This is a genomic window from Streptomyces sp. CY-1, from assembly GCF_047218265.1.
In the GTDB taxonomy this organism is placed as follows: Bacteria; Actinomycetota; Actinomycetes; order Streptomycetales; family Streptomycetaceae; genus Streptomyces; species Streptomyces niphimycinicus.
This window is the reverse complement of record NZ_CP178393.1, coordinates 2,622,925-2,642,168: the sequence shown is the minus strand read 5'-3', so window position 1 is coordinate 2,642,168 and position 19,244 is coordinate 2,622,925. Positions and strand designations below refer to the sequence as shown.

General features: G+C 66.8%; 18 protein-coding genes and 6 pseudogenes. 10 read left to right on the top strand and 14 right to left on the bottom strand.

Annotated elements, in window-relative coordinates:
* Window positions 1–180: 180 nt before the first annotated feature.
* Window positions 181–492, top strand: a pseudogene (locus ACK1X7_RS11265) (DUF317 domain-containing protein); the annotation flags it as partial.
* 22 nt (window positions 493–514) lie between these two features.
* Window positions 515–697, top strand: coding sequence for a helix-turn-helix domain-containing protein (locus ACK1X7_RS11260; protein WP_385152478.1), 183 nt, complete (start codon window positions 515–517; stop codon window positions 695–697).
* A 442-nt stretch (window positions 698–1,139) separates the two neighbouring features.
* Here the strand turns inward: ACK1X7_RS11260 and ACK1X7_RS11255 are convergent, their stop codons facing one another.
* Window positions 1,140–2,105 carry an AraC family transcriptional regulator gene (locus tag ACK1X7_RS11255; protein WP_413115040.1) on the bottom strand — a complete coding sequence of 322 codons (966 nt, stop codon included), beginning with the start codon at window positions 2,103–2,105 and terminating at the stop codon, window positions 1,140–1,142.
* Window positions 2,106–2,192: 87 nt separating this feature from the next.
* Here ACK1X7_RS11255 and ACK1X7_RS11250 point away from each other — a divergent pair, with 87 nt between their 5' ends.
* Window positions 2,193–2,999: an SDR family NAD(P)-dependent oxidoreductase gene (locus ACK1X7_RS11250; protein ID WP_385152471.1), complete on the top strand. Its 807-nt coding sequence runs from the start codon at window positions 2,193–2,195 to the stop codon at window positions 2,997–2,999.
* A gap of 136 nt (window positions 3,000–3,135) precedes the next feature.
* Here ACK1X7_RS11250 and ACK1X7_RS11245 read toward each other — a convergent pair whose 3' ends face one another.
* The 3 genes from ACK1X7_RS11245 to ACK1X7_RS11235 form a co-directional block, all read right to left on the bottom strand.
* Window positions 3,136–3,378, bottom strand: coding sequence for a hypothetical protein (locus tag ACK1X7_RS11245; protein ID WP_385152468.1), 243 nt, complete (start codon window positions 3,376–3,378; stop codon window positions 3,136–3,138).
* Window positions 3,379–3,546: 168 nt separating this feature from the next.
* The gene (locus ACK1X7_RS11240; RefSeq protein ID WP_385152465.1) at window positions 3,547–4,455 is read right to left on the bottom strand and encodes an LLM class flavin-dependent oxidoreductase; all 909 of its coding nucleotides are present in this window, start codon (window positions 4,453–4,455) and stop codon (window positions 3,547–3,549) included.
* Between the two features lie 140 nt (window positions 4,456–4,595).
* Window positions 4,596–5,333, bottom strand: coding sequence for an SDR family oxidoreductase (locus ACK1X7_RS11235; RefSeq protein ID WP_413115039.1), 738 nt, complete (start codon window positions 5,331–5,333; stop codon window positions 4,596–4,598).
* Between the two features lie 126 nt (window positions 5,334–5,459).
* On the opposite strand from ACK1X7_RS11235, the gene ACK1X7_RS11230 reads away from it, so the two are divergent.
* Both ACK1X7_RS11230 and ACK1X7_RS11225 read left to right on the top strand, forming a co-directional pair.
* The gene (locus ACK1X7_RS11230) at window positions 5,460–5,924 is read left to right on the top strand and encodes a MarR family winged helix-turn-helix transcriptional regulator (RefSeq protein ID WP_385152459.1); all 465 of its coding nucleotides are present in this window, start codon (window positions 5,460–5,462) and stop codon (window positions 5,922–5,924) included.
* Between the two features lie 122 nt (window positions 5,925–6,046).
* Window positions 6,047–6,622 (top strand): annotated as a pseudogene (locus ACK1X7_RS11225) (transposase); the annotation flags it as partial.
* 14 nt (window positions 6,623–6,636) lie between these two features.
* On the opposite strand, the pseudogene ACK1X7_RS11220 reads toward ACK1X7_RS11225, so the two are convergent.
* Together ACK1X7_RS11220 and ACK1X7_RS11215 are read right to left on the bottom strand one after the other, a co-directional pair.
* Window positions 6,637–6,826: pseudogene (locus tag ACK1X7_RS11220) on the bottom strand (NF041680 family putative transposase); the annotation flags it as partial.
* A gap of 6 nt (window positions 6,827–6,832) precedes the next feature.
* A pseudogene (locus tag ACK1X7_RS11215) lies at window positions 6,833–7,420 on the bottom strand (helix-turn-helix domain-containing protein); the annotation flags it as partial.
* 68 nt (window positions 7,421–7,488) lie between these two features.
* Between ACK1X7_RS11215 and ACK1X7_RS11210 the strand changes: the two are divergent.
* Window positions 7,489–7,922: pseudogene (locus ACK1X7_RS11210) on the top strand (IS5 family transposase); the annotation flags it as partial.
* Between the two features lie 38 nt (window positions 7,923–7,960).
* Here the strand turns inward: ACK1X7_RS11210 and ACK1X7_RS11205 are convergent.
* The 4 genes from ACK1X7_RS11205 to ACK1X7_RS11190 all read right to left on the bottom strand — a co-directional run bounded on the left by ACK1X7_RS11205 (window position 7,961) and on the right by ACK1X7_RS11190 (window position 10,408).
* Window positions 7,961–8,890, bottom strand: a complete 930-nt coding sequence (locus tag ACK1X7_RS11205; protein ID WP_385152456.1) for an alpha/beta fold hydrolase — start codon at window positions 8,888–8,890, stop codon at window positions 7,961–7,963.
* The gene (locus ACK1X7_RS11200) at window positions 8,887–9,147 is read right to left on the bottom strand and encodes a hypothetical protein (protein WP_413115038.1); all 261 of its coding nucleotides are present in this window, start codon (window positions 9,145–9,147) and stop codon (window positions 8,887–8,889) included. The genes ACK1X7_RS11205 and ACK1X7_RS11200 overlap by 4 nt, the downstream gene beginning before the upstream one ends.
* Before the next feature lie 98 nt (window positions 9,148–9,245).
* Window positions 9,246–9,626: an MFS transporter gene (locus ACK1X7_RS11195; protein WP_413115037.1), complete on the bottom strand. Its 381-nt coding sequence runs from the start codon at window positions 9,624–9,626 to the stop codon at window positions 9,246–9,248.
* Window positions 9,614–10,408 (bottom strand): MFS transporter, encoded by a 795-nt coding sequence (locus tag ACK1X7_RS11190; protein WP_390795553.1) that lies wholly within the window; start codon window positions 10,406–10,408, stop codon window positions 9,614–9,616. The genes ACK1X7_RS11195 and ACK1X7_RS11190 overlap by 13 nt, the downstream gene beginning before the upstream one ends.
* A 470-nt stretch (window positions 10,409–10,878) precedes the next feature.
* On the opposite strand from ACK1X7_RS11190, the gene ACK1X7_RS11185 reads away from it, so the two are divergent.
* The 4 genes from ACK1X7_RS11185 (at window position 10,879) to ACK1X7_RS11170 (ending at window position 14,465) form a co-directional block, all read left to right on the top strand.
* The gene (locus ACK1X7_RS11185) at window positions 10,879–11,622 is read left to right on the top strand and encodes a GntR family transcriptional regulator (RefSeq protein WP_385152447.1); all 744 of its coding nucleotides are present in this window, start codon (window positions 10,879–10,881) and stop codon (window positions 11,620–11,622) included.
* 17 nt (window positions 11,623–11,639) lie between these two features.
* Window positions 11,640–12,347, top strand: a complete 708-nt coding sequence (locus tag ACK1X7_RS11180; RefSeq protein WP_398161232.1) for a phosphonatase-like hydrolase — start codon at window positions 11,640–11,642, stop codon at window positions 12,345–12,347.
* The gene (locus ACK1X7_RS11175; protein WP_413115036.1) at window positions 12,344–13,438 is read left to right on the top strand and encodes a zinc-binding dehydrogenase; all 1,095 of its coding nucleotides are present in this window, start codon (window positions 12,344–12,346) and stop codon (window positions 13,436–13,438) included. The genes ACK1X7_RS11180 and ACK1X7_RS11175 overlap by 4 nt, the downstream gene beginning before the upstream one ends.
* Before the next feature lie 142 nt (window positions 13,439–13,580).
* Window positions 13,581–14,465 (top strand): oxidoreductase, encoded by an 885-nt coding sequence (locus ACK1X7_RS11170; RefSeq protein ID WP_413115035.1) that lies wholly within the window; start codon window positions 13,581–13,583, stop codon window positions 14,463–14,465.
* A 183-nt stretch (window positions 14,466–14,648) separates the two neighbouring features.
* Here the strand turns inward: ACK1X7_RS11170 and ACK1X7_RS11165 are convergent.
* From ACK1X7_RS11165 to ACK1X7_RS11150, 4 genes and pseudogenes are all read right to left on the bottom strand, one after another.
* Window positions 14,649–15,131, bottom strand: a pseudogene (locus tag ACK1X7_RS11165) (IS701 family transposase); the annotation flags it as partial.
* Between the two features lie 270 nt (window positions 15,132–15,401).
* Complete coding sequence (locus tag ACK1X7_RS11160; RefSeq protein ID WP_413116869.1) at window positions 15,402–16,772, bottom strand: FAD-binding oxidoreductase; 1,371 nt, start codon at window positions 16,770–16,772, stop codon at window positions 15,402–15,404.
* 336 nt (window positions 16,773–17,108) lie between these two features.
* Window positions 17,109–17,963, bottom strand: coding sequence for an alpha/beta hydrolase (locus tag ACK1X7_RS11155; protein ID WP_398161226.1), 855 nt, complete (start codon window positions 17,961–17,963; stop codon window positions 17,109–17,111).
* Window positions 17,960–19,186, bottom strand: coding sequence for a metal-dependent hydrolase family protein (locus ACK1X7_RS11150; protein WP_413115034.1), 1,227 nt, complete (start codon window positions 19,184–19,186; stop codon window positions 17,960–17,962). The genes ACK1X7_RS11155 and ACK1X7_RS11150 overlap by 4 nt, the downstream gene beginning before the upstream one ends.
* Window positions 19,187–19,244 lie beyond the last annotated feature (58 nt).

The following is a 19,244-nucleotide window of genomic DNA, read 5'->3' as shown; positions in this document are numbered from 1 at the left end:
GGTGCGGCTGTCACACTCCGGCGCGATTTCCGACGGGGTTTGTCAGCCTGCCCGCGCTTTTCGTCTGACTTGTACGCCGTCGGCGATCTTCAATCGTCCTGCCGTGTTTGGTGCTTTCGTCAGGATCGCGGCGGATGGCGGGAGCCTGCCGGGCGTCCGGGTCCGGGGACGCTGGGCTTGATGCACCGGCGGCCTCGCGGCGCGTGCACGGTCACGTCCACACCGGCGAGGCGGACAAGGGCGCCGATTAGGTCGAAGCACCAGGTCAGTGACCACGGCCTACTTCAACATGTTGAACTTGACAGGGAACGCACCTGGTCGGATGAGACAACCCACGCCATCCACGAGTCCCTGACCCTGCGCATCGAGCGCGTCCACGAAACGCCAGCTCACGAAAGAGCGTGGACCGTGGCCGCCCACGAGACACCTGTCTCCGACCGCATGTGGGTCCTCACCGCGACCGGCGCCACCCCCGCCCCGGTGTTGGAGGAACTGCTGAATCACACACCGGCTGTTGCACACGCCCCAACACGCCGCCGCCCTGCTCCAGGTACCGGCGTCGTGGCTGCGGAAGAAGTCAGCCGCGGGCCGCATTCCCTCCACAAGGGTGGGACCGCACCTCCGGTTCTCTACAGAAGATCTGAACGCCATCATCCGCAGCGGCTCACAACGCCCTGACCATCATGGCCGTACCTGACCGACAACCACCCGGCAAGGGGCTTCCGCTCTGCCACCCCGGCGAGCGTCCATGGACGCCCTGGCGACCCACCCGATCGCCTTCGCCCTCACACATCAAGGAGCCAACCCGTGGCATGGGCCGAACGACGCCGCAACAAGTGGCGCGGCCTGCGGACCGTCTCTGGTTTGCAGCCCTGTGCTCGCTGATCCCCCGCCGCTGCTGGGCCAAGGTCTTCCCGGTCACACCGAGCACGCTGTTGGTCTGGCACCGCAGACTCGCGCCCGCAGATGGGGCTTCTCCCAACGACGCCACGGTCTCGACCCGACGAACCGCAGCCGGTGCGGCTCGTTGTGGGCCTGCAATAGCACTTGGGCCACGGCCGGGCAGACCAGCTGCGAGTCCGACGGCAGCGGCGGACGTGTGCACCGGCGGAACCCCGGCCACGGCTACGACGTCTGCGTCAGGGACTTGTCGGCTGGTCGCCGCCGCTGTCCGTAAGCGCCGGGGCCATCTGTCGGAGGTGGGTACGAGAGCGGGTGGCATCGGTGGCGGGCGGCGCGCCGTACACGGCGCGGTAGTCGCGTGAGAAGTGCGACGCGCTGCGATAGCCGACGGTACGGGCGGCCTGAGCTGCTGACTCCCCGAGAATCACCATGCGGTGCCGGGCCTCGCCAAGCCGCAGCCGCTTGAGGTATTGCATCGGAGTCATCGAGGTTGCCTGCTTGAATCGTCCGAAGAGCGTCGATTCGCTGGTGTGGAGGGCTGCCGCGAGCATGGGCATCGTCCATGGTTCGCTCATCTTGTCGGTCAGGTACGCAACTGCTTGGACAACCACTGATCGCTCCTCCCCATTCGTCGTGGCGAGAATGCGGGGCGCCTGTTCCGTCTGCAGGAGTCGAAGAATGACTTCACGCGCGATGGCTGGACCCAGAATCGCGATCGTCTCGGGCTCATCGAGCAGCCCGACGAGCCTGGCGAACGCGTCTGCGAGGCCTGGGGTCCACGTGCCGAGTCGTTCCAGCGATCCGGTGGACGGGTGGGAGTGGTGAGGAAGGGCAACGGCGACCTCCCGCACGAGCACAGGATCGAACTCCCAGGTCGCCGACAGGAAACTGCCGGCCGCGTCGGTCTCGACCACACCCGCGACGACCGGAAGATCGACGGGAGTCACCAGGAAGCGGTCACTGCCCCAGACGTCGTCGTCCGCGCCGAGGATGGAGCGTTTCCTTCCGGCGAGAACCACGGCAAGCGAGGGCGCATAGCGTTGGAAGAAGAGGGGCGTGGCGCCACGAACATGCGACAGTCGCAGGCCGAGCCTCGCTGCGCGCGCCTTGTCATCGGCATGCCGGGCGACGATGCCGGCCGAACGCCCAAGGCTCGCGGTGACTGCAGGCGCCGTGCTCGCACTCCCATCCACCGAACTCATGTTACGCGATCAAGCCTTACGGGATCAGGCAATAATGCCGTGGAATTCGGCAAGCCCGTGGTCGGCTCGAACGCCCAGCATTAATGAATGCAACAGAATCAGGCACTCCAAGAACTCCTTGAAGCCCTTCCCGCCGATGAGCGGCTGCGCGGGAGGACGGCTCTGATCACCGGATCGTCCAGCGGCATCGGGGAGGCGATCGCGAAAGTCCTCGCCGCTTCCGGCGCCGAGGTCGTCGTGTCCGGCCGGAACTCCGACCGCGCCGGAGCAGTCGCGGACGCGATTCGCGCGAAGGGCGGTACGGCGCACGTCGTGACCGCGACTCTCGACGCGGAGCCTTCGGAGATTCGCGAGTTCGCCGCGCGAGCCGAGGCCGCCCTTGGGGGGAGCATCGACATCCTCGTGAACAACGCCGGCGTCTACCCCGGCGGCAGCACGGCGGACGTCACGGACGAGGAGATGCAGGCCCTGTGGGCGACGAACATCCGCGCACCGCATGTGCTCGTCGCCACCCTCGCTCCTCGTATGGCCGAGCGCGGCCATGGATCCATCGTCAACATCGGCTCCTGGATGGCACGAGTGGGTGTGCCGTATACGGCGCTGTATCCAGCCACGAAGGCAGCAATCGAGCAGCTCACGCGCGCTTGGGCAGCGGAGTACGGACCGAGCGGCGTGCACGTCAACACAGTCGCACCGGGAGCGACGGCTACGCCCGGCAACGGAGCCTTCGTCAATGTTCTCGCAGCGATGACGAAGGACACCCCCGCGGGGGCGCCCGTGCGCCCGATCGACATCGCCTACGCAGTTCGCTGGCTGGTCAGCGACGAAGCGGCGTTCGTCCACGGCGCAACCTTCGACATCGACGGCGGAATCGACGCCACCCGCATGAGGTAGGGCACGAACTGGTCCCAGAGCGGGTCGGTCAGCCATGATGGCAGGACGGGCACGGGTCTCCCCAATGATCACAGAGCGTCGCAACTCCATGGTCACCGGGACCTGCGCCCGCCTTGCTGCCGGGCCCCCACACCGCCTATCTGCGCGAGCTCTTAGCTGTAGGCGTGGTGATGAACTCGGCCAGGACCGTGCCGCCGGGGTCGAGTGTGTACAGGCCGCGCCCGCCGAATAGGTGGTTGATCTCGCCTTCGCGGATCTTGACCGGGTTCGGCCAGAAGGGGACGGAGTTCTTCCTGAGGCGGGCCAGGATCGCGTCGAACTCTTCGTCGGTTACGAGGAATGCGATGTGGCTTTCGTTGATGCGGTCGGCGGGGACCAAGTCGTCGGCGAAGTCGATGCCGACGTGGTTGATGTGTTGACCTGCGTGAACCGGCCGTAGTCGAAGGGGGTGGGGGCGGCCATCAGGTCGGCCAGGAACGCAGCGGACTCTCGCCGGTTACGGCAGTGGACGATGAAGTGGTTCAACTCGTTCGGCATCTTGGTTCCTTCAATGTGAGCGGTCCGGCGCCCTGGTTGTGCTGTTCGGGGAGGTGAGTTTGTCCCCGAGGATGTCGGCGAGCAGGTCGATCTGCTTCGGGTCGATGTCGTTGCCCACGAAGACGAGTTCGTCGAGTCCGGCTGCTTCGTGGGCGGTGACGGTTGCGTGGATCAGGTCGGCGGTGGTGGCCGCTGTGTCGATGACGGTCCGGACGTAGTCGGGGCCGGCGAAGGCGTAGTAGTCGTTGACGGCGCGGGCGAGGGATCGGTGTGCGTGGCCGCCGAGGGCGAACATCGCCGTGGCCCTGGTGCGCGGAAGTCCTTGCCTGCCGGCCTCCTTCCAGCGGCTGTGGAGGCGGGTGGCGAATGTGATGAACTCGTCGATGTCTCCGCCGGTTCCGGCGATCCATCCGGTGCCGTGGGAGGCGATACGCCGCAGCGTCGCCTGCGATGCGCCGCCGAACCACAGTGGCGGCCCTCCGGGGGTGACCGGGGCCGGACCCACCTCCTCTTCACCTCGCCAGATGGCGGTGACGCGTTCCACCAGTGTGTCCAGGGCACGCCCTCGAGTACTGAAGTCCAGGTGGCTCGCCCGGTAGTCGTCTTCGCGGGCTCCGGGAGCGAGACCGAGATGCAGCCGTCCGGCGCCCGCGATCCGGTCCAAGGTCGCCGCGGCCTTGGCGAATAAAGCGGGGTTGGTGTGCAGCGGGGCCAGCAGCACGCTGGTGACCAACCGGATGCGTTCGGTGGCCCCGGCTGCCGCGGCCAGTGTGATCAGGGGTTCCGGAGTGGACCAGGCCAGGCGGTCGCTGGCGATCAGCGAGGCGAATCCCCGCTCCTCGGCCCGCCGCGCCCACGTCACCAACGTACGCTCCTCAACTCCGGTGACATGACCCGGCAGCCCTACGCCTATCTCCATGTGCCGTGTCTCTTCCTCGATAACGGACCGGGTCGTGCGTGTCCTTCCACCGCTGCCGCCTGTGCTTCGTCGACAGCAGCGGAAGGCGTTGCCCGCCCGGCCTCATGACGTGCGTCGGGGTATTTTCGGTTTTCGGTGGCTCAGCTTTTGAGCGTGCCGCCGTACTCCTCCGGGACGAGGTCGGCCTGCTCGGCGCCGCTCCTGATCAGATCGAGGATTGTGTCGGCGGCGCCCTCGGGTGACTGGGGTACCAAGCCGCTGGAGCCCTCCATTTTCAGCGCGCCTGCGACGTCGCCGCGAACCGTCCTGACGAACTCGGTCTCGGTGATCGACGGGAACATCATCGACACGGCGATGTTGTCGTCGGCGAGCTCGACGCGGGCGATAGCCGAGAGCTTGGCGAGGGCGGCCTTGGAGGCGGAGTATGCGCCGGATCCGGGCAGCGACGACCAGACGATCCCGGAGCCCACGTTCACGATGGCCCCGGCTCCCTGCTTGCGCATCTGCGGGAGGACGGCCTGCGTCACGGTCAGGGGTGCGACGAGGTTGAGTTCGAGGACGGCCCGGAAGTCCTCGGGCTCGATGGCGTCGACGGTCGCCTGCAGCCCCTGGCCTGCGTTGTTCACGAGGACGTCGATCCGCCCGAACTTCTCGATCGCGGCTTCTACGGCCGCCGCGACCTGGACCCGGTCCGTCACATCACATGGCACGGCCAGGGCCACGGACTCGCCGAGTTCCTTGGCGAGCTGTCGGATGCGTTCCTCGCGGCGAGCGAGGAGCACCACGCGCGCACCGGCGCGGGAGGCGGCGCGTGCGGTGGCCCCTCCGATACCTGACGACGCTCCGGTCACGAGTACTACGGCTCCGCTGATGTCCATAGGGGATTCCTCATCCATGAGTCGGTGGATTGCCTGAGCAGCGCCGCGGCCTTCGAGGCGCGGGGCGTCCGCCATTCAATGCTATCAATTGACAGCTATCGAGCAATAGGAAGGTATCCTCGTGGCATGAGCGACGTCAAAGCCGCCAGTCTCCACGAGCTGGCCGACCTGGTCTTCGCCGTGGGGCGGCAGCTTCGGCCCCCGGCGGACCCCGCCTTCGAGCCGTGCACGCCGATCGAGATCAGCGTCATGCGGTTCATCCACCACCACCCCGGCACGTCCGCGCGAGCCGCGTCGGAGGCGACCCTGCTTCCGTCGAGCAACTTCAGCCGGGTACTGCGCGGCCTGGAGAAGAGGGGGCTCGTGGATCGCGTCGTGGACGACCGCAACGCCCGAGGCGTGCGCCTGTACCCCACCGACAAGGCCCACCAGAATCGCCAGATCCTCCGCGAAAACTGGGACCGGACCCTCCGGGGCATCATCGACGACCCCGCCACCATCGAGATCGTCAATGCCACCCTCCGGCGTATCGAGGATGAACTCATAGCCCGGCGCAGCGGGACGGACGCCGATGGCGCTCAATCCGACTAGCCTCGGGCTTTCGCGAGGTGGGTTGTCCGAAGCTTGATCACAAACGCGAGAAGTGCTCCTGACCTACAACGATAGGGCTTGTCGAGAGTCCTTTTGGCTGCGAGGAAAGAAGCACTTCCCAGGTGACCAAGCGTATCGGGTCCTACCAGCGTGTCCGTGCTGAGGGCGGTGGCCGGGGAGTGGTTTCTCAGGCCGGGGCCGTGCTGTTGGTGGAGACGGTCCGCAAGAGCGGGCTGGACAGCGCGATGTCGGCGGCGTTGGCGCCGTGGCGCAAGGCGCGTGCGGTGCATGATCCGGGCAAGATCCTGCTGGACGTGGCGCTCGCGGTCGCGCTGGGCGGGGATTGCCTGGCAGATTTCGAGGTGCTGCGGGCTGAGCCGGGCGCATTCGGGCCGGTGGCCTCCGCCCCGACGGTCTCCCGGCTGGTCGTTACGCTCGCCCGCGGTGGGAAGCGCGCGCTGACCGCGATCCGCCGGGCTCGTGCCCAGGTCCGCGAGCGTGTCTGGGCCTTGGCCGGGGACGCGGCTCCCGACCAGGGCGGACAGGTGATCGTGGACCTGGACGGGATGCTGGTGATCGCGCACTCGGACAAGCAGGACGCCGCTGCGACGTGGAAGCGGACGTTCGGCCACCATCCGATCATGGGGTTCGTCGACCACGGGGCGGGCGGCGCCGGTGAGCCGGTGGCGGGCCTGCTCAGCTTGTTCTTTATCTACCAAGATCTTCCGGGCTTGCCGATGGCCTTGAGAGTCTCGGGGCGTTTGACGGTCTTGCCGACGGCGTAGCGCAATGCCCGGTGTGTGTTCTTAACGTCGGGGTGGCCGTCCGGGGCCGGCGCCTCGGGGTTTGGGAACACGGGCCGGGCAGGCGAGGCGAGCGCGGATGTTCCTGAACCTGTGCCGTTCAGACAGCGCGTACAATCGCCTGCCGAGGGCGGTGTCGATGTGGAAGAAGTCTGCCGCGATGATGCCCTCGGCTTGCGCGGTCAGGAACTCGCGCCAGGTGGGGCCTGAGCGACGTGGCGCGGGGTCGATGCCGGCCGTGTTGAGGATCTCCCACACCGTCGAGGCGGCGATGCGATACCCGAGTTGGGCCAGCTCACCATGGATCCACCGGTGCCCCCACGTGGGATTCTCCCTCGCCAGCCGCAGGACGAGTTTCTTGATCGCTGCCGGGGTGGGTGGGCGGCCGGTGCCCCGGCGCGCGGTGTAGTCCCACTTTGCGGAGATGAATCTGCGGTGCCAGGCAAGCAGGGTGCCGGGGGTGACAGGGAAGATCTTGAGCCAGTGGCGCTGGGGTATCAGCCCGGACAGGGCGGCGAACCAGAACCGGTCGGCGGGCTCATAGCGGACCGGTCCGGCCAACTGGCGGCGCAGGACCGCGTTCTCGTGCCGCTGCACCAGAAGTTCCGCGTCCTTCGCCGTCCCGCGACGGAGGAGCACCGATGGAACAGTCAGCAGCTTCCGGGTCGCCTTGTGCAGCAAGGACACCATCACGGAGGACATGATCCCAGCGGGCTGATCGCATCCAGCTCACCTGCGGCGATGACTTTTCGAGCGGCACAGGCAAGCCAGGTTCCAAGATGCATGTCTTGTCGGACGCAGCCGGACTGCCTCTGGTCGTCGGCGTCTCAGCTGGCAACGTCCTCGACAGCCACGGCTTGAATCCCATGGTCGGTGGCCTCCAATCGAGACACGACCCCGAGAATGGCTGGTACTACAAACCGCGCAAGCTCCACGCAGACAAGGCATACGACCAGCCTGACCTGCGCCGATGGTTACGCGGCAAGAGGATCGGCGTCCGCATCGCCCGCAAAGGCGTCGAGCCCAGCGAGCGATTAGGCCGCCGCAGGTGGGTGATCGAACGGACCATGTCCTGGCTCACCGGCTACCGACGACTCAACCACCGCTACGAACGCGACCCCGCAACTACCTGGCCTTGCTCGCCCTCGCAGCCACCCTCTGCTGCTACAAAAGACTACTCACACTCACCACATAGGACACGGTCTTTAGTCTCGTCATTTCTGGCGCAAGATACTAGCTGGTTAGCGGCATTTTGGGCGTATTTCGGTGGGTGAAGCGGATTCTGGCGACCGTATTCGCGAATTCGTCGGGTGCTTCTTGGGGTGGGTTGTGCCCGACGCGAAGGCGTACGTCGTCGATCAGATTGGGGAAGTGCGAGGCGTGTTCGGCGGTCAGTTTCGGTGCGCGGAGCCCGTCGTCAAGTGCGCTGATAGCGATGGTAGGGACCTGGATCTGTGGAAGTGGCGCGATGCGGTCCTCGTCGGCTTGGTATTCTGCCGCGCCTGTAGCGAGTTGGAACCGGTGTCGGTAGGAGTGGACGGCGACGGCGACGAAGTCGGGGTTATGGAGAGAGGGCGCGGTCGCGGCGAACTCCTTGTTCGTGAAGTCCCATCCGGGTGACCATTCCTCCCAGAGCAGGCGAGCGAATGCCTCGCGGTGTTGTTCGAGCCCGCGGCGGCCACGTTCGGAGTGCAGGTAGTAGTTGTACCAGAGCTTCCGTTCCTGGTCCGGCGGAGTTGGGGCGTCGCTGTTGGCCAGGTCGTGGACGTTGTAGCCGTCGACGCTGACGAGTCCCGTGATCAGGTCGGGGCGGAGCATGGCTGTGATGGTCGCGGCGCGTCCGCCCCAGTCGTACCCCGCGACGACTGGTCGGTTGAGGTCGAGGGCCTCGATCATTGCGATGAGGTCGCTGGCAAGGGCTGTTTGCTGGCCGGACCGGATGGTCGTGGGGCGTCTGAAGCGGGTGGGTCCGAACCCGCGGAGGTACGGAACGAATACTTCGGCGTCTGCTGCGGCGAGGATCCGGGCGACTTCGTCGTAGCTGCGTACATCGTACGGGAATCCGTGCAGAAGGATGACCGGAGGGGCGCCCGGGCGTCCGTGTCGTTCGTAGGCGATGTCGAGGTCGTTCGTCGTGACCATTTCGATGGGATGCTGGTTCATTTCGCGCTCCTGAGTTGCTGAGGAAGGGCGTCCGTGACGAGGAGTTCGCCATGCTGTCCCAGGCGGTAGGACGCGGTGTGAACGGCGATCGAGGAGATCCGGGCGAGCAGTCTTTCCGTCTCGGTCATGACCTCGCTGAACGCTACCGGCGGATCGCGGCGGAACTGCAGGCGGTCTTGCGCGAGTTGACGATGCTTGCGTGTGTACAGGCTGATGGTGAAGTCGTTTCGCCCGGCGTCCAGGTTTTGCGGTGCCACCTCGACCAGCGCCGCCCGGGCGCGACGCCTGCCGTGCAGCTGTCGCCGTGAACCAGTTCGAGGCTCGGGGGAGCGCCTTTGACCCTCCGCAGACGACATCAATGGCTCCGGACCGGTTCTTCGGCGGCGGCTTCTGTGATGGGCGGCGCCGCTTCGCCGCTGGCCTCCTCGAGAGAAGGGCCGTTGGGTTCGCGGACGAAGTAGGTCAGCGCTGCGCCGGCGAGGAAGCAGCCCATCGCCAGCAGCGTCACCATGCGAAGTCCGGCCCCGTTCAGCAGCAGCGGGACCAGCAGTGCGCCGATGAACGCACCGATCTTGGCGAAGCCGGAGGAGAGCCCGTGGAACGTGCTCCTCACCGAGGTGGGGAACGCTTCGGCGCCGAGAAGCATTGTGGTGTAGTTCGGTCCGAAGGCGACGCCGAGCAGCGAGAGGCCGAACAGCACAGCGAACGGCAGCACCGTAGTGCTCAGTGCCGGCACGAATGTGACGCGGCCATGGCCGCCGCGCACAGCGCGAACCCGATCACTTGCTGGGCGCGGCGGGGAAGTTGGTCCAGCACGCCGAGACCGACGATGGCTCCGGGGACGCTGAAGCACACCACGAGCACGGCGTTCAGCGCGATGTTTGCAAGGGTGCTCGCGTCGGGTTCGATGTTCTTGATGAGCAGTGGCTGACTGACGTTGTTCCCGTACACGGTGACGTTGAAGAAGAACCACGCGCCAGCGGTGCCGACCAGCGTGATGAGGGTCGAACGCTTCATGCCAGAGCGCAGCGGCGTCCGAGGAGCCGTGGTCGACGGCTTCGCGGCGTTGAGCGCAGGGCCCGCGAACTTGGCGAGGTCGTCCATCGCCGCTGCCGCGTCGCCACGGTTGGCGGTCCAGCGCGGGGATTCGGGCATGTGGCGGCGCTGGTAGAGCACGAGCAGCGACGGAATGACGCCGAGGCCGAGGATGAGTCGCCACGCGATTTCGTTCGGCGTCCCGATGGCGAGCACCAGAAGGCTGACCAGGTAGGCGGTCACTTGCCCGGCCACATAGAAGATGAACGTCATCCCGACCAGGCGGCCGCGATTGCGCCGGTTCGCATATTCGGTGGTGATCACGCTGCTTGCGGGGTAGTCCCCGCCGATCCCGAGCCCGAGGACGAGCCGTCCGACCAGCAGCCCGATGAAGTTCGGTGCGAACGCGGACATGAGCGCGCCGATGATCATCAGCACCGCCTCCAGTCCGTAGACCCGGCGGCGTCCGAGCACGTCCCCCAGGCGGCCGAAGACCCATTGCTCCGACCGCTACCGCGAGCAACGTCGAGCTGGTCAGCGTCGAGGTCTGGCCGCTCGTGAGGTGGAACTGTGGTCCGACCAGCAGCGTCATCGTGCCGATGACGTTCAAGTCGTAGGAGTCCGTGAAGAAGCCTGCTCCTGCGGTCGCGGCAGCCCGGAGATGGAACGCGCTGAGCTTTGCGTCGTCGAGCGCTCGGGCTACGGACGCACTTGCGGTCGGATTGGTCAAAGTCGGCTCCAAAAGGTTCGGTCCGTTCGCGGATGAGGTGGCACCATCGCCTCCTGTAGCAGACTTGTCATGCCAAGTAGGTTGGGTATTGCGAATGGCAGGCACAAGCGAGAGCGCCGTGATCTACCCGATTTTCGACTCTTGTTCACCGCGCTGACATCCTGCGCCGGGTGCACGCGCGGACGGTCTTGACCAACCTGTACTTACATGTGACGATGCCGGTATGACCATGGCCCTGCACGCCGCGATCGCGGAAAGCCTTCGGGAACGGATCCGCGACGGGAGTCTTCTCGTCGGGCAAACCGTGCCGTCGGAAGCGGAACTGTGCGCGGAGTGGAGCGCCTCGCGTGCACCGGTGCGTCAAGCGCTGGCGACACTGCGCGCGGAAGGAGTGATCTCCAGTAGTCGCGGACGCCGCTCGACCGTCCGCGCCGACGCGGTCGGTCAGCCCTTCGACACGTTGATGTCCTATTCGTCATGGGCCCGTTCGCTGGGTCGGGCCCCTGGGCAGCGCACGTTGGAACTGGGACTCCGCATCGCCAACTCGGATGCCGCGGCCGCACTGCAGCTCGACGAGGGCTCCATGGTGGTGCAAGGGTTGCGGCTGCGGACGCTGGACGACGTCCCGACGATGCTCGAGCGTGCCCTGTACGTCGAATCTGTCGGTCGGCTGTTGTTCGAGTTCGACTCGGACGCCGGGTCGCAGTGGGAGTTCCTGCAGTCCCGCGGCGTGGTGTTCGCGGCGGCGTCGCACGTCATCGACGCGGTCGCCGCGGACGCGGTCGACGCGGCGTGGCTGGGCGTCCCCGAGGGCTCGCCGCTGCTCCGGCAACGCCGCACCACACGGAACGCCGAGGGCGCGATCATCGAATACCACGACGACCGCTACCTGCCCACCGAGGTCGCGTTCACGATCCAGAATGCCCCTGACATGCGGACCCCCCTGGTCCGCAGCGCACGGCCCTGATCTACGAGGAGCCCGGAATGACCGCCCCACGCATCGACCTCGCCGTGTTCGACATGGCCGGGACCACCATCGACGAGGGCCTACGGGTCTACCAGGTCCTCGCCGACACCGCACGAGCACACGGCGCCGACCCGACCGACGAGGACATCAACCGTTGGCACGGGGCCGCGAAACACGAAGCCTTGAAGGCGCTCCTCATCGACAACGAGGGCATCCCGCCGGAACCAGACCGGCTCGCGCTCGTCGTGGAGGACTTCCGCAGGCGTCTACAGACCGCCTACGCCGCACAGCCACCGACGCCGCTGCCCGGCGTTCTCGACGCCATGACCCAACTCCGCGAAGCCGGCATCAAAGTCGTCCTCAACACCGGATTCGATCACGATATCGTCGGGCTGCTGCTCGGCGCGATCGGCTGGGAGGGAGACACCATTGTCGACGGGGTCGTCTGCGGCACCGATGTTCCGCAAGGACGGCCCGCGCCGTTCATGATCTTCCGAGCGATGGAACTCGCCGGGGTCTCCGACCGGTCACGGGTCCTCGCCGCCGGCGACACTCCCCGCGACCTCGCGGCCGGCGTCAACGCCGGTGTCGGATATGTTGTCGGCGTCCTCTCCGGCGCCGGCACAGCACAGGAACTCGGATCTCACCAGCACACCCACCTGCTGCGGTCCGTCGCGGACGTCCCCGCGCTCGTCTCGGCGAAGACCTTGGAACAGGCACGATGACGATCGCCAACCCGACAACGCCGCAGGCTGCTCCCGAGGGACGCGTTCCGAACGAGACCACCGCGGTCGTCTGGCGCGGCGGCGACCTGATCGGCCTCGAAACCTTTCCGATCCCAGCGCTCGGCGCCGGCGAGGCGCTCATCCAGATCGACCTGGCAACAGTGTGCGGCAGCGACCGCCACACGGTCAGCGGGCGACGCCAGCAGCCGTGCCCGTCGATCCTCGGACACGAGACCGTCGGAACCGTGGTCGCGAAACACGGCCGGATCGAAACGATCGACGGAACCGAGCTTCACGTCGGCCAACGAGTCATCTGGTCCGTCACGCTGCCGTGCGGCACCTGTGATCGCTGCGCAAGGGGCATCACGGCCAAGTGCCGCCACCTCAAAAAGGCAGGGCATGAAGCGCTGGAGTCGAGGTGGGCGCTCTCTGGCGGATATGCCGCCCACATCCTCCTGCCGCGCGGGATGCCCATCGCCGTCGTCGGCGACGACCTCCCAGACGAGCTCGCCGCGCCGGCGGCGTGCGCTACCGCGACCGTGATGGCCGTGACCGAGCGCGCCGGAGATCTTGCCGGCAAACGGATCGCCGTCATCGGAGCCGGCATGCTCGGGCTGACCGCAGCCGCCGTAGCGGCCGCCGCCGGCGCTGTTGCCGTTACGTCGATCGACATCAGCGCGGATCGGCGCGCCCTCGCCGAACGATTCGGTGCGACGCGCTCCGTTGACAGCGTTCCTGACGCAGGCACGATCGACGTCCTATTCGAATTCTCCGGATCGCGCTCGGCGCTCCAGCAGGGCCTTGCGTTCCTTGACGTCGGCGGCACCGCCGTCCTCGTTGGTACTGTCGCGCCCGACGGCCTGCTGGAGATCGACCCCGAGTCCATCGTCCGCAACCACACATCCATTCACGGGCAGCACAATTACGAACCCCGTCATCTCCTCGCCGCACTCGGATTCCTCTCCGGCAGCGCACAGACGTATCCATGGACGGAGCTTGTCGCTCCCGCGCAGCCAATGAGCGAGCTTCGCGGACTCCTCACCGGACCGCCTGGGCCCGCTCCCCGGGAAGCGGTCAGACCCTCCCGGTGACAGACCAGAGACGTCCCTGATCCATCCGCGCTGGCAGCCGCACAGGAGGTCTATCGGCAAACGCCGAATCCAAGCTGCATTACCAGCCCGGCACATCAGACAACTGGCTGTCCGGGACTACTCAAGGGAGATGATGATATCGATGGACCCAACCGTCGCAGTTGTGGGTCCGGGGGCGATCGGCACCACCGTGGCCGCGGCGCTGCATGAGGCCGGCCGTACGCCGAGGATTTTTGGCCGCACAGCACGTGAACGCCTCGAGCTGCACGTAGGCGAACGTCGCGTCGTCGTGCCGGGGCCTGTGCAGATCGACCCGGCACAGGCTGGCAGAGCGGTCGACCTTGTTTTCCTCGCCGTCAAGTCGACGCAAGTCGAGGCGGCGGCACCATGGTTGACGGCATTGTGCGGTGCAGACACCGTTGTCTGTGTTCTGCAGAACGGAGTCGAGCAAGGACCGATGGTCGCGCCTTACCTCCCCGACGCCCGGGCCATCCCCTCAGTCGTGTGGTTCCCCGCCCAAGCGCAGCCCGACGGTTCGGTATGGCTGCGCGGCGAAGCACGCCTCACCCTGCCGGACACACCAGCGTCTCGTGTGGTGCTCGAGGCTCTGCGTGGCACTCGGTGCTCGGTCGACCTGGCCACGGACTTCAAGTCCGTGGCGTGGCGCAAGCTGCTGCAGAACGCGGCTGCCGGATTGATGGTCCTTACGGGCCGCCGCGCCGGCATATTCGACAGGGACGATATCGTCGAACTGTCTCTGGCCTATCTACGGGAGTGCCTAGAGGTTGCCCGAGCCGAGGGCGCGGCACTGAGCGACGAGGTGCCGCGAGAGATCGTTGACAGCTTCCAGGCTTACCCGGCCGATATGGGCACCTCCATCCTCGCCGACCGCGAAGCCAACCGGCCGCTCGAATGGCACACCCGCAATGGTGTCGTGCTGCGCCGCGGACGGGCCCACGGCATCCCGACGCCGATCAGCGATCTGGTGGTACCACTCCTCGCGGCCGCCAGCGATGGACCCGGCTGACTCCTAGTGGGACGCGCCAGAAAACCCGAGGGTTAGTACTCCAGCAGCGTTTCGCTATCTGGCCTGGTCAGAGGCGTCGTCGGGAGTGTAGTGGGCTGGTGGTGTGTCAGGGGCGGTCTTGCCGGACCGCCCCTCCTACGAGTGGAGTCGTCGGCGGTAGTGGCAGGGGCGGGCGACGGCCTGGCGCTCGCGGTCCTTTGTCCATGACCTGGGCAAGTACAGCTCCCGGTCCACCAACGCCCGTCCGGTGCTGGTGGCGTAGGCGGCGAAGACACCGATCTGGCAGTTCTCGGTGCGGCCGACGGTGCCGGAGTATTGGCGCTGCACTCCGGCCGAGGTGGTGCCCTTCTTGATGAAGCCGGTGTCATCGATGACGAGCACCCCGCTGTCATCGCCGAGGTGCTTGGCGACATATGACTGCAGGTCGTCGCGGACGTCGTCGGCGTCCCAGGTTGCTCCATTCAGCAACCGCTGGAGGCCATCGGGGGTGCGATGCCCGGCGAACTCGGCCAGTTGCCAGCCGTTCGTGCGGCCGACAGGGGCGAGCAGGCTCCGCACATAGTCCCGCATCCGGCGCCGCAGGCCGGCACGGCCAAACCGGTGGCCGATGCAGAGGAAGAGGTCGTCGAGTTCTCGTTCCCCGGCCGCGTCCGCATGTTCGTCGATCACGTTGGGAGGCTGTCCGTATCACAGCCCAGCCATTTCCCCGATCCACTCGTTGGAGGGGCGGTCCGGCAAGACCGCCCCTGACACACCACCGGCCCACTACACTCCCGACAACGCCTCTGACCAGGCCAGATAGCGAAACGCTGCTGGAGTACTAAGCTGGAACCCTCCGACGCGCAAAGCACGTCGCTGACGCCGGAGTACCGTGCGTGGAGCTCCGGCTCTGGCAGCTCTGTCGTCCGCGGCCCGGTCTTGTACTTGGCCAAGGGGTCATGCCGACCCGAAAACTTTGCCAGGGTTGAGAATCCCGGCCGGGTCGAGAGCACGCTTCACCGCGCGATGCATCTCCAGGACGGCCGGGCCGAGTTCACGGGTGAGGCCGGGCCGCTTGAGCAGTCCCACACCGTGCTCACCAGTCACCGTCCCACCCAATTCAAGGGCGTCCGCGATGATGTCGTCGAACGCCGCGCGGGCCCGGACCTGAGCCGCCGCGTCACCGTGTTCCGTCACAAGCAGCGGATGCAAGTTGCCGTCGCCGACGTGCGCGATGTTAGCGATGGTGATCCGGTGCCTCTCCGCGGTCCGGTCGATGCGGGCCAGCATCTCGGCCACCGCCCCGATGGGCACACAGACGTCCTCCGTGAGTACCGGCCCCAGCCGCTCGAGCGCGGGGAAGGCCAGCCGGCGGGCCGCGAAGAGCATCTCGGCCTCTTCCTCTGTCTCCGACCGGTCCGCCCAAGTAGAGCCAGCCCCGCGGAAGCAGTCGACCATCCGGCGGGCGCCCTCCTCGGCCGCGCGGCCATCATCGTCGAAACGGGCCAGGAGGACCACGTCCGCCTCGGCGGAGAGCCCCATGTTCTTCCAGGCATCGACCGCGCGCAGACAGTGCCGGTCGACGAGTTCCAGCGCGGCCGGCCGCAGCCCGGCGGCAGCCGTCGCACGCACCGCGTCACCGGCCTGCCCGACGCTGTCGAAGTAGCCGACGGCGGTCACGCCGACCGGAGGCAGGCGTCGCAGCCGGACCGTGATCTCGGTGACGACACCAAGAGTGCCCTCGGCACCCACCATGAGGCCCACAAGGTCGTAGCCGGCGACCCCCTTCGACGTACGGCGCCCGAGCCGGACCACCTCGCCCGTGCCGGTCACGACCTCCAAACCGAGGACATAGTCGCGAGTGACGCCGTACTTGACACAGCACACTCCGCCAGCGTTCGTCGCGACATTTCCTCCAATGGTCGACCAGGGCGAACTGGCGGGGTCAGGCGGGTACCACAGGCCGAGCGCCGCTACATGGGCGCGCAGGTCGTCGTTGACCACACCGGGCTGCACGACGGCGAGGCGCTCCAGCTCGTCGACCTCCAGCACCCGATCCATGCCGTCCAGCGCGAGGATCACGCCGCCTTCGACGGCATTGGCGCCCCCCGACAATCCAGTACCGGCGCCGCGTGCAACCAACGGGACTCCTTGCTCCAGGCACGCACGAACCACGGTCCGGACCTCGTCGGTGCTCTTGGCGCGCACGACGGCCACCGCTCGGCCAACAGGCGCCCACACCGCCTGGTCGTGGGAGAGACCGGCGACGATGTCCGGATCAGTCACCACCCGGCCAGCGGGCAGCCGTCGCCTGAGTACTTCGGCGATACCCACGGCAGGGGGCGTCGTGCTGACGAAGTCCCGCTCGGCCACCCGCACACCTCCAGAGAAGTTGACTCAAATATGAATGCACCATTGATGGCACCACGCCGCCGGGCAGCCGGTTCATGGACGATACGTACGAAAGACCGATGGAAGTCTTGGGGCGCCTCTTGCTCCGTTCCGTTCCTCCCCCTGGGTGGCGCGCTTCCCGACGCGACCGGCTCGGGCTCGAAACACGTACCGGTCGGGTGCGGCGAGTGGTGCCAGGCACTCGGGGCGGCGGCACTGGCCAGGAGCGCCGCCGCCCAGCGCGGCGGTCAGGCAGAGCCGCGGCGTCCAGGCTTACTGGGCACGGCAGGTCCTGAGGTAGCTGAGGAACGATGCCTGCAGCCCAGTCACGTGCGTTTCGTGCATGAGTGCGCTGGTGACGGATCCGCTGCGTGAGGTGAGGCGGTGAAGGAACGTGGCCGTGTTCTGCGTGAGATTCTGGTAGACCGCCAGGTCTCCGAGGATCTCTCGGTCGTTGAAGGTCACGTGAAGCTTGGCAGCAGGCAGGGTGTCACCCATTGCTTGAAGACGAGCGAAGACCTGACTGTCTGTATTGACAATGCCGGGGCTGCCCGCGCCGATGCTCTCGAAGAAGGTGCTGTTGGTGAGCCAGGCGTAGAGACTGAAGAGTCCGCCGTAGGAATAGCCGAAGAGGCCGTGACCGCTCGGGGCTGTGCCGTAGTCGCGTTCGATCCGCGGGTGTAGGTCGTCGGTAAGGAAGTTCAGGAACATATCCCCGCGGCTGTCGCTCAATTCAGCGAGGAGGGCGTCGGCTTGCTCGCGAGTCGTCGTGCCCGCTTCGACCCCCATCTCCACCGCATCGATGTACTCCTTCGCGATGGGTTCGCCGGGAGGCACGAGGTCGCGGTTGCGCAACCGCTCCCAGTGCTCTGCTTCCTCGCCTGCGTAACCCACGCTGACTTGGATGTAGGGCTGAATCGACTGCATGGGGTCCAGTTGCGTGACGATGAGTGGGGCGGTCATGCCCACGGCCCAGTTGCCGTCGAGCACGTACACGACAGGCGCTTGCGCCGCGGCAGGGTCGTAGCGCGGTGGCGTGGTGACCCAGACGCCGTAGTCGTGCCCACCGCTGGAGCGCATCTCGAAGTAGTCGGTGTGGGCGAGGCAGCCCTGCCACATGGTGCTCATCTGAGGTCCTTCACGATTTGGCCAGCCTGGATTACGAGGACGGCGTTGGTGGGGTCGGAGAACAGTTCTGGGTCTTCGAGCGGGTTGCCGTTCCAAAGAACGAGGTCTGCCTGTGCGCCGGGAGTGATGACACCCACCTGGCCGGACAGGCCGAGGATCTCGGCGTTGGTCTTGGTCGCCGCCACGAGCGCTTCCATCGGCGTCTCGAGGGCTGCGCGCAGGCTGAGTTCTTTGCCGCGACGGTCCTGGGCCGGACCGATGAGGTCGGAACCCAGCCCGATCCGTACTCCTGCGTGCTTGGCGACAGCGAGCGCCTTCGTCATCTGCTCGCGTACGCCCTTGACTCGGTCGCGGGTCGACTCGGCGAGACCGGCTCCGGCGGTTTCGTGCAGCAGTTGCTCGACGACAGCGAACGTGGGCACGAGGGCAACCTGGCGAGCGGCCATCAGGGTCGCTGTGGATTCGTCGAGGCTGGTGCCGTGCTCGACACAGCGCACCCCGGCCTCGACCGCATTTCGTATGCCCTCGTTGTTGTGGGCGTGGACTGTCACGTAGGTGTTCCGTGCCGCAGCTTCTTGAACTGCAACAGCGATCTCTTCGACGGTGAACTGGGTGTCGGTCAGTCGATCATGTGCGCCCACCACTCCGCCGGTCACGCAGAGCTTCAGGAAGGAGGCTCCGCGACGGAAGGCTTCGCGGACGTTGTGTCGCAGCTCGTCCGCGTTGCCCGCCATCATGGAGAGGGCGCACAGGCCCGGGATGTGGTGGCTGCTCCACAGCTCGGTGGGTTCCCATTCGGCTCCGTAGTAGCCGTGCCCGCCGATCTGGCACTGAACAGGTCCGCACGACAGGACGCGCGGCCCTCTGACCTTGCCCTTCGCGATCGCGGTGACGACACCGCCGTCGATCCCGCCGGTGTCGCGAACGGTGGTGAAGCCGGCGTCGAGCGTCGCGCTGGCCGTGGCGAAGATGTCCGCCGCGATCTCGGCGGCGCTTATCTGAAACGAGAAGTGCGGCTGGATCGGGCTCGACAGGCCCAGGTGGACGTGAGCGTCGATCAGGCCGGGCGTCATCGTCAATCCCTCGGCATCGAGACGCTCGCCGTGCGCGCTGGAGGCACCGAGTTGGGTGATGCGGCCGTTCTCGATAGTGATGTCGAGGTTGCTGGGATCGCGCCCCGATCCGTCGATGACCGCCGCCCCGACTACATGAGCAGGTCCCATAGTCGATCCTCCGCCGTTGCGAGCTGACTGCGACCATGTGCGAAGCAACATGGAACCG

Bases quoted from the DNA above. Each gene is read 5' to 3' on its own strand.
- ACK1X7_RS11255 (WP_413115040.1), bottom strand. From the start codon at position 2,105: ATGAGTTCGGTGGATGGGAGTGCGAGCACGGCGCCTGCAGTCACCGCG.
- ACK1X7_RS11250 (WP_385152471.1), top strand. From the start codon at position 2,193: ATGCAACAGAATCAGGCACTCCAAGAACTCCTTGAAGCCCTTCCCGCC.
- ACK1X7_RS11240 (WP_385152465.1), bottom strand. From the start codon at position 4,455: ATGGAGATAGGCGTAGGGCTGCCGGGTCATGTCACCGGAGTTGAGGAG.
- ACK1X7_RS11235 (WP_413115039.1), bottom strand. From the start codon at position 5,333: ATGGACATCAGCGGAGCCGTAGTACTCGTGACCGGAGCGTCGTCAGGT.
- ACK1X7_RS11230 (WP_385152459.1), top strand. From the start codon at position 5,460: ATGAGCGACGTCAAAGCCGCCAGTCTCCACGAGCTGGCCGACCTGGTC.
- ACK1X7_RS11205 (WP_385152456.1), bottom strand. From the start codon at position 8,890: ATGAACCAGCATCCCATCGAAATGGTCACGACGAACGACCTCGACATC.
- ACK1X7_RS11185 (WP_385152447.1), top strand. From the start codon at position 10,879: ATGACCATGGCCCTGCACGCCGCGATCGCGGAAAGCCTTCGGGAACGG.
- ACK1X7_RS11180 (WP_398161232.1), top strand. From the start codon at position 11,640: ATGACCGCCCCACGCATCGACCTCGCCGTGTTCGACATGGCCGGGACC.
- ACK1X7_RS11175 (WP_413115036.1), top strand. From the start codon at position 12,344: ATGACGATCGCCAACCCGACAACGCCGCAGGCTGCTCCCGAGGGACGC.
- ACK1X7_RS11170 (WP_413115035.1), top strand. From the start codon at position 13,581: ATGGACCCAACCGTCGCAGTTGTGGGTCCGGGGGCGATCGGCACCACC.
- ACK1X7_RS11155 (WP_398161226.1), bottom strand. From the start codon at position 17,963: ATGAGCACCATGTGGCAGGGCTGCCTCGCCCACACCGACTACTTCGAG.
- ACK1X7_RS11150 (WP_413115034.1), bottom strand. From the start codon at position 19,186: ATGGGACCTGCTCATGTAGTCGGGGCGGCGGTCATCGACGGATCGGGG.